Consider the following 7,291-nt stretch of genomic DNA (forward strand, 5'->3'; position numbering starts at 1 on the left):
CGACCGGCATCTCGGTCGGCCGCCATGGCCAGCTCAGGATCTTCATCTGCCGCACCTGCCCCGGCACGCCGCACCGCCTGAACCTTCAATAGCGCACCGCGACAACTGCCGGCCGCATTCCGCCGCGTGGGGCGTCAGGTGGCGCTCCCTGGGCCAACACGATCACCAGCGGCATGATGCAAGGGCCGCCCAGCGTCGCCGGCCATCAAACCCGGCGGACCTTCGTACGCCCACCATGCCGTCCGTGACCGTGACTCCGGGCCTTCGGCGCCGACACACGGAGGCTGGAGCTCTTTGACACGACGCGCGCTATCAGCGGCTTACTCATCTAATTGATCTACGACCGCAGCCCGGCCAGGCTGGGTCGAAACGCGCATGGGGTTGTGGGTCTGTCCCGGCGGGAGTGGACCGGGTCGGCGCCCTGGCCGACGCGGCCGACCATCCGGGCAGCTACACCGCCATCCGGGGCTTCGAGTGGTCGCATCCGTTACTGGGCCACGTGAACGTCTGGTTTACCCCCAACTTCTTTGACCTCGGTGGGTCCTCCAGCATGAGCCGCCTGTTCTCATGGATCACCGGATACGGCGGCGTCGCCGGGCGATCGCGGTGCGTCTTGGCCACCTGGGTGTCCGGGCTGCGGCTGGACGCCACCGCGAACGACTGCGCATGTAGGCGCGATCCCGGTCGCCTCGGGCGACGTGCGGTTCCGGGTGGATCTCGACCGCGGCCCGGAGTGGGTGGGCAGGCCGCTGCGGATCCAGGTCCTACGGCCGGGTCCGACGGCGCCAACCGTGCCCGAGGTCGTCGACGCCGAGGCCGGCCGGGTCACCGAGTTCACGGTGCCGCTCAACGCGGCCGACGGGGCCTGGTCGTGCTACGGATCTCCGATCCGTCGCAGGCGAATCCGAGCCCCGGACTGGCCGGACACCCGTGCAACGACGGGGGTGTGGCCTACGCCAGCCCGTGGTGGCTGGCACCTTGACGGATACTGTCCGCCGATGACCTTCCCGATCGGACGAACGCCGTGGCGCGAGTGCGATCGGCCATTGCAAACGTCACCTCACAGTGGTTGACTGCCCACCCGTGGGCGTGCGGCCGGGCTTCGTACCGGACCATGCTGTGCGCAAGCGTCGCGATAGCCCAGCCACCCCGGGACGAGGCATGAACTGCGAGTACAGCTGATGGCCAGGGCGCACTGGCGTCGCGCGTTGGCCCGCCGGCTCGATCCGCAGCGGCCGGAGGAGCCCGCACCGCGGCCCGCCGACCCCGAGCCGCCGCCACCCGACGATACGGCCGTCGCGCTGGCGGCGTTGTCCGAGCAGTTCGCGATCCGCATCCTGACCGCGACCTACCAGATGGGCACCCGGCTCGAAGCGGTCGAGGCCGACGAGCAGGACCCCGCCCGGCTGGAGCAGCTCTACGGCCTCGACCACGTGGTCAGTCGCGTACGCAGGCAGGCCGAGAACCTCCTCGTGCTGGCCGGGCGCCAGATCGAGGACGCCGGCCGGCAGACGACCACAATGCTCGACGTCGTCCGGGCGGCGAGTTCTGCCATCGAGTTCTATGCCCGGGTCCAGATCGGTCACATGATCCAACTTGGCGTGTTCGAGTACGCGGCCGACGACGTGATACGGGTGCTCAACGAACTACTGGACAACGCCACCCGGTTCTCGCCACCGCACTCCACCGTCGTCGTCGCCGCCCACCTCACTGAGTCCGGCAGCGTGCTGCTCCGCGTCGAGGACGTCGGCTTCGGCCTGGAGCCGCAGTACGTAGCCGCCATCAACGCCATGCTGGCCAGCACCGTGCCGATGGCGACCGCCGGAACCGCGACGTCCGGGCTCGGCCTGGTGGTGGTCCAGCGGCTCGTGCTCGCCCATCGGCTGCGCGTGCAACTGACCGTCCGGCCGTCCGGGGGAACCACCGCCATGGTGCTGGTGCCGCCCGAGTTGCTATGCGAGATCGCCCGTGCGGGCGCGCCGGACTTCGATTCGGTGGCGATGCCGCAGGCAACGCGCACGTCGCCGCCGCTCGCGACCGCGCCGGTATCCGCGGCGGCGACCTGGCCGGCCAACGCCGCGCCGGCCAACGCCGCGCCGGCCAACGCCCCGCCGGCCAACGCCGCGCCGGGAACGGATGTGCCGGCGACGGTCAACGGGCTGCCGGTGCGTCGGCCGGCAAGCCTGCGCGACATCCTGCTCGCCGCGGACGTCGGGCCAACGCCACCGCCCTCGCCCGACCCGTCCCGGCCGGCCTGGGCCGATGACGCGGCCGACTTCGCGGCCGGCATCGTAGACGCCCGTCGACCACCGATCGAAGGCTCTTCCTCATGAACAACGCGCCCGGCGTCGGCCGGCAGGAACTCGGCGCGGTCAAGTCGCCGAACGACTTCGCCTGGCTCATCGAGCAATTCGTCACCACGGTGCCCGGGATCAGCCACGCCATCTTCGTCTCGCTCGACGGCCTGCAACTGGTCGGTTCGCGCGGCGTCGGTCGGGATACCGGCGACCGACTCGCCGCGCTCACCGCCGGGCTCCTGGCAACGGCTGACCAGGCCGGAATGGTGCTGGGCATGGGGGTCTCGGAGTACCTGACCGTCCGGCTGCCCTCGGGCCACCTGCTGTTCATGCGGGTCGGCGACTCCGCCGGTCTGGCGGTCGCAACGTTGGCGAGTTGCGACCTGCGGGTGGTGGCCTATCACATGACCCAGTTCGTCGCCTCGGTCGGTCATCTGCTGACCCCGCCGATGCGCGTCGAACTGCAACGAATGACTGCCAGCGGCTGAGCGACGAGGATCGAGGAGCTTCGGTGGCTACCCACTGGAAGGTTCGTCCGTACGTGCTGACGGCCGGACGCACCCGAACCCGACGACCGCTCCTCGTGCACACCCTCGTGTCGGTGCCACATTACGACCCGGCCTTCGCCGCCGGCTTGCTGCCCGAGGTCCGGTCGTTGTACGAGCACGCACGGCAGCCGTGTTCGGTCGCCGAACTGTCGGCGATGTGCGGAACGTCGCTGGGCGTCACCAGGGTCGTCCTGGACGACCTGGCGGCCGCGACGCGGGTGTGGATCTATCCCGACGTGTACGCCTCCCAGTTCGACCCTCGCCTCCTGGAGAAGCTCCGTGACGGCCTTCGCCAGCTTGCCTGAAGCCAGGACACTGACCTCGGCGAAGATCGTGGTGGCCGGTGGGTTCGGTGTAGGGAAGACCACGTTCGTCGGGGCGATCTCCGAGATCCCGCCGATCAACACCGAGGCGTGGATGACCGCGGCCGGCGAATCCGCGGACTCGCTCGATCCGTCCAGTACGAAGCGGTCTACGACGGTCGCGATGGACTTCGGACGCCGCACGGTCGGGTCCGACCTCGTGCTGTACCTGTTCGGGACGCCGGGACAGGCCCGGTTCTGGACGATGTGGGACGACCTGAGCCGCGGCGCGGTCGGCGCGCTGGTCCTGGTGGACACCCGCCGGTTGGACGTCTCGTTCGCCGCCGTCAACTACTTCGAGCAGGACAGCGACGTTCCGTTCGTCGTCTGCGTGAACCTGTTCGACGGCCAGTTGGTGAATCCTCTTGCGACGGTACGCCAGGCACTCGCCATCGCCCCGGAGGTCCCGCTGATCACATGCGATGCCCGCGACGCGCGTCAGGTCGCGCAGGCGCTGCTCGCCGTGGTGGAGCACACGATGCACCGGACCGGCCCGAGGACCCCGGCGGCATTCGCCGCCGGCGCACACCACCGTTGACCGGGAGGGGCTGCGCGTGCGCAGGATCCTGATCGTCGGGGCCGGCCAGTCCGGCCTGCAGTTGGCGCTGACGCTGGTTCGCGCCGGCTACGAGGTCACGCTCATGTCGGCCCAGACGGCGGAGGAGTTCCGGCGTGGCCGGGTCAAGTCGACGCAGTGCATGTTCTATCCGGCACTACGCGTGGAGCGCCAGCACGGCCTGAACCTGTGGGAGGAGCAGACCCCGAAGCTACGGGCGCAGCGGGTGACACTGTCCGCGCCGCCCGGCACCAGGGCACTCGGGTTCGCCGGCGAATGGGAGGACTACGCGCAGTCGGTCGACCAGCGTGTCAAGATGGCGGGTTGGCTGGAGCTGTTCGAGTCGCTGGGCGGAACGGTCATCTACCAGTCGGTGACGATCTCCGATCTCGACGGGCTCGCCGCGCTGCGCCGCTTCGACCTGACGATCGTGGCGGCCGGCAAGGGCGAACTAGTGGACCTGTTCGACCGGGATCCGTCCCGCTCCCCGTTCACCACCCCACAGCGCTGGCTGGCCGTCGCCTACGTCCACGGCGTGACGCTCGCCCCCGAGTACCCGGACTACGCGGTCAGCATCACGCCGGTGCCCGGCGTCGGCGAGTGTTATCTGATTCCCGGCTACACCATCAGTGGTGCCTGCGAGATCCTGTTGTGGGAGGCGGTTCCGGACGGGCCGCTCGGCACCCGGTGGGCCGACCGGCCCCGGCCGGAGGAGCACTTGCGCCGCATGCTCGACGCAATGCGTACGTTCGCGCCGTGGGACTACGAGCGCTGCGTCGGCGCGGAACTGACCGACGCCCGGGCGACGCTTGCCGGTGGGTACCCGCCGGTCGTACGGCACCCCGTGGGTCGCCTGCCCGGCGGTGGTGCGGTCCTCGGTATGGCCGACGTTGTGGTGGCGAACGATCCGATCACCGGTCAGGGCGCGAACAACGCGGCGCACTGCGCCGAGATCTACCTGCGGCGCGTCCTCGCCAACGGCGACCGGCCGTTCGACGAACCCTGGATGCGGGACACGTTCGCCTCATACTGGACCTACGCGCGACCGGTCACCGAGTTCACCAACGCGATGCTCGGCGAACTTCCCGAGCACGTGCAGCGGATCCTCGGCACGGCGGCGGTCAACCCCACGGTGGCGGCGCGCTTCAGCCACGGCTACGCGAACCCGGCCGACTTCGAGAACTGGCTGATGGATCCGGCGAAGGCGGATGCCTACCTGGCGCAGGTCGCGGGGGACGGCGCGGGCTGACGGGCACCGTTCGAGCCGGTTCGCACGGTGCCCGTCTCGTTGAGGATCAGCCGAGGTCGAGGTTCATGACCCCCTGTCCACGTCGCGGCGAGCCGGACGTTCGTCTTGAAGCCGAATGCGGCGCGCGGCGTCGAGGCGTTGCTGGAGGTCGAGCTGGATCGACTGACGTTCGGTCATTTTCCGTGCCTGAAGGGTGCCGCTTTCGCGGCTACGGTTGCGGTGATGCACAGCGCACCGAGCCTGTCGTTGCGCACGCCGTACCCTGCGGCCTGCAAGCACTCGCCGAGCGTGCGGCGGTTGACCGGCTGTCCGGCCGACAGCAGCCCGGACCGGACCGCCCGCGCCGCGTCTGTCAGCCCCACCGCCGGGCCCGTCGGGACCGCCGGGACCACCACGCGGGATGGTCCCGGGACCGGCCGGGATTGGTCCCCGCCGACCCGCCAGCCGGCACCACGGGACCGCAAGGGTCCCGGGGACCGTTCAACAGCCCGGCCAGCAGCTTGATCGCCACCAGCAGCGCGACCGCCGGCCAGCCCGCCACCGCCCGGGTGTTGCGGGTCAAGCGCGGCGACGTGCCGCAGATGGCCGAGGTGCTGGACGAGATCGCCGCGGTACAGCGGGAGATCGAGGCCCGGCTGACCGACGGACGTACGCCGCTGCCGGCCGAGCCGGACTGGGCGAAGATCTCCGCCTGGTCGGTCGACGCCCACCGGCGGCACTGGGGCTGGGAATAGACCAGCCTGGACGCCCGCAGGGTTGGCGCCAAACCGCGGCTGCGGCTGCGGCTGCGGCTACGTCGCACAAGCGCCCTATCTGCGCCGTACCGCTCTGCAGTCAGTCAGCCGGAGGCCAGGCGCCGTAGGGCTCCTCGCAGGGCGCGGTGGAGGGCGCGGTGGAGGGCGCGGGCCTGGCCGACGCGGAGCCGGTACTGGGCGGGCTCGTCGTCCTGGACGAACTCGAGCACGACGGCGGTGATGGTCGGTGACTCGACCAGCTGCTCCACGGCGACGGTGATGCCGACCAACTCGGCACCGGTGGGCGCGACGGGAACCGGCTGCGAGGTGTGTACGCCGGTGATCGTGGCGGCGCAGTCGGTGGCGCACCACGGCGGGTGCGAGTCGCTACCGTGACTCATGGGTCCACCCCCAATAGTGGACCAAGGCCCGGCCGGTGTTGGCGCACCGCGTCCGGGGCCGCCTGGCAGGCGGTGAAGCGGACGGTAGGTCGACGTGCCCCCACCATCAAGTCGGCTGACCGGACCCTTCGAGAGGGCTGCCCGCGCGGCCTGTCTGTCCGATCCGTTGGCACAGCAAAGTGACGGTGGGGGTGCGATGGCACAGCGTTCGGGCACCGTAGTGATGTTGGGGTGACGATGGCCCGGGGTCGGGCGCGGTAGCGGGCCTGGTGGCGTTCGAGCGGGGCCCGCTGCCCTCACGCTTTGGTGAAGCCGAGTGCGCGGTATCCGGGCATGCGGCGTTGCAGTGGGGCGGCGAGGATGGGTGTGACCGGGTCGTGGTAGTCGTGGATGTCGGCGACGTCCTCGCCGGGTGCGGTGCGGATCACGCGGCCGGCGCACTGGATGAGCAGCCCGGCGTAGGAGATCGGTCCGGCGAGGAAGTGGGTGTCCAGCGCCGGGGCGTCGAAGCCCTTCGCCGATGAACGGTGTGGTGCCGATGCCCAGGAGACCGTCGCCGGGTCTCGCTGCGTCGAGCCGGTCGATGACGGTCCGCCGCTCCGTGGTGCTCATTGCTCCTTGGAGCACGAGCGCCCGGTGTCCGCGCGCGGTTAGCGTCGCGGCGAGGGCTTCGACGTGGGCGACCCGTCGGGTCAGGACGAAACAGTTGCGGCCACGCTTGAGGGCCGCGGCGAGATCGTCGGCGATCTGTGCGTTGCGGGTCTCGTCCAGGGCCAGGAGGCGGTGCACCTCGGCGAGCGCACCCGGCGCGTCCAGGTCCATCTCGTCGGCGCGGAACGCGGTCTCGTGGAGATACAGGAGTCGTCGCGGTCCGGCGTCGGCGTCCATCACGGCCGCGATCGTGTGCTGTTCGTCGTCGGTCATGGTGTGCCGCACGGGGCCGAGCTGCCAGGTGACGAGTTGGCCGAGCCCGTCGCGTCGCTCGGGTGTGGCGGTCAGCCCGAGCCAGAACTGCGCGGCGATCCGTTTCACGCAGTGGTCGTACGCGGCCGCGCCGAGGTGGTGGCACTCGTCGACGATGACGTGCCGTACCCCTGGGTCAGGGTGGCGACGTCGTCGCGCCTGGCCAGGGACGGCAGCAGCG

8 protein-coding genes and 1 pseudogene are annotated in these 7,291 nt (G+C 70.6%); 6 read left to right on the forward strand and 3 right to left on the reverse strand.

Translation table 11 applies throughout. From position 1 onward, the window contains the following. Positions 1 to 1,181: 1,181 nt before the first annotated feature. From VFO68_RS08490 to VFO68_RS08515, 6 genes are all read left to right on the forward strand, one after another. A complete protein-coding gene (locus VFO68_RS08490) occupies positions 1,182 to 2,333 on the forward strand; it encodes a sensor histidine kinase (protein ID WP_325157632.1) in 1,152 nt (383 codons plus the stop codon). Further along, on the forward strand, positions 2,330 to 2,785 hold the full coding sequence (locus tag VFO68_RS08495) for a roadblock/LC7 domain-containing protein (RefSeq protein WP_325157633.1): 456 nt from the start codon (positions 2,330 to 2,332) through the stop codon (positions 2,783 to 2,785). Before VFO68_RS08490 ends, VFO68_RS08495 begins: the two co-directional genes overlap by 4 nt. A gap of 23 nt (positions 2,786 to 2,808) precedes the next feature. Next, positions 2,809 to 3,150, forward strand: a complete 342-nt coding sequence (locus VFO68_RS08500; protein WP_325157634.1) for a DUF742 domain-containing protein — start codon at positions 2,809 to 2,811, stop codon at positions 3,148 to 3,150. Further along, positions 3,125 to 3,745, forward strand: coding sequence for a GTP-binding protein (locus VFO68_RS08505; protein ID WP_414635474.1), 621 nt, complete (start codon positions 3,125 to 3,127; stop codon positions 3,743 to 3,745). The genes VFO68_RS08500 and VFO68_RS08505 overlap by 26 nt, the downstream gene beginning before the upstream one ends. Before the next feature lie 16 nt (positions 3,746 to 3,761). Continuing rightward, complete coding sequence (locus tag VFO68_RS08510) at positions 3,762 to 5,012, forward strand: styrene monooxygenase/indole monooxygenase family protein (protein ID WP_325157636.1); 1,251 nt, start codon at positions 3,762 to 3,764, stop codon at positions 5,010 to 5,012. Between the two features lie 500 nt (positions 5,013 to 5,512). Beyond that, complete coding sequence (locus VFO68_RS08515; protein WP_325157637.1) at positions 5,513 to 5,746, forward strand: hypothetical protein; 234 nt, start codon at positions 5,513 to 5,515, stop codon at positions 5,744 to 5,746. Positions 5,747 to 5,850: 104 nt separating this feature from the next. Here VFO68_RS08515 and VFO68_RS08520 read toward each other — a convergent pair whose 3' ends face one another. The 3 genes and pseudogenes from VFO68_RS08520 to VFO68_RS34250 form a co-directional block, all read right to left on the reverse strand. Further along, complete coding sequence (locus VFO68_RS08520) at positions 5,851 to 6,147, reverse strand: hypothetical protein (protein ID WP_325157638.1); 297 nt, start codon at positions 6,145 to 6,147, stop codon at positions 5,851 to 5,853. Between the two features lie 296 nt (positions 6,148 to 6,443). Beyond that, positions 6,444 to 6,575 carry a hypothetical protein gene (locus VFO68_RS08525; protein ID WP_325157639.1) on the reverse strand — a complete coding sequence of 44 codons (132 nt, stop codon included), beginning with the start codon at positions 6,573 to 6,575 and terminating at the stop codon, positions 6,444 to 6,446. Positions 6,576 to 7,176: 601 nt separating this feature from the next. Further along, positions 7,177 to 7,227, reverse strand: a pseudogene (locus VFO68_RS34250) (hypothetical protein); the annotation flags it as partial. Between the last annotated feature and the right edge of the window lie 64 nt (positions 7,228 to 7,291).

Source organism: Actinophytocola sp., assembly GCF_035712165.1.
In the GTDB taxonomy this organism is placed as follows: domain Bacteria; phylum Actinomycetota; class Actinomycetes; order Mycobacteriales; family Pseudonocardiaceae; genus DASYTH01.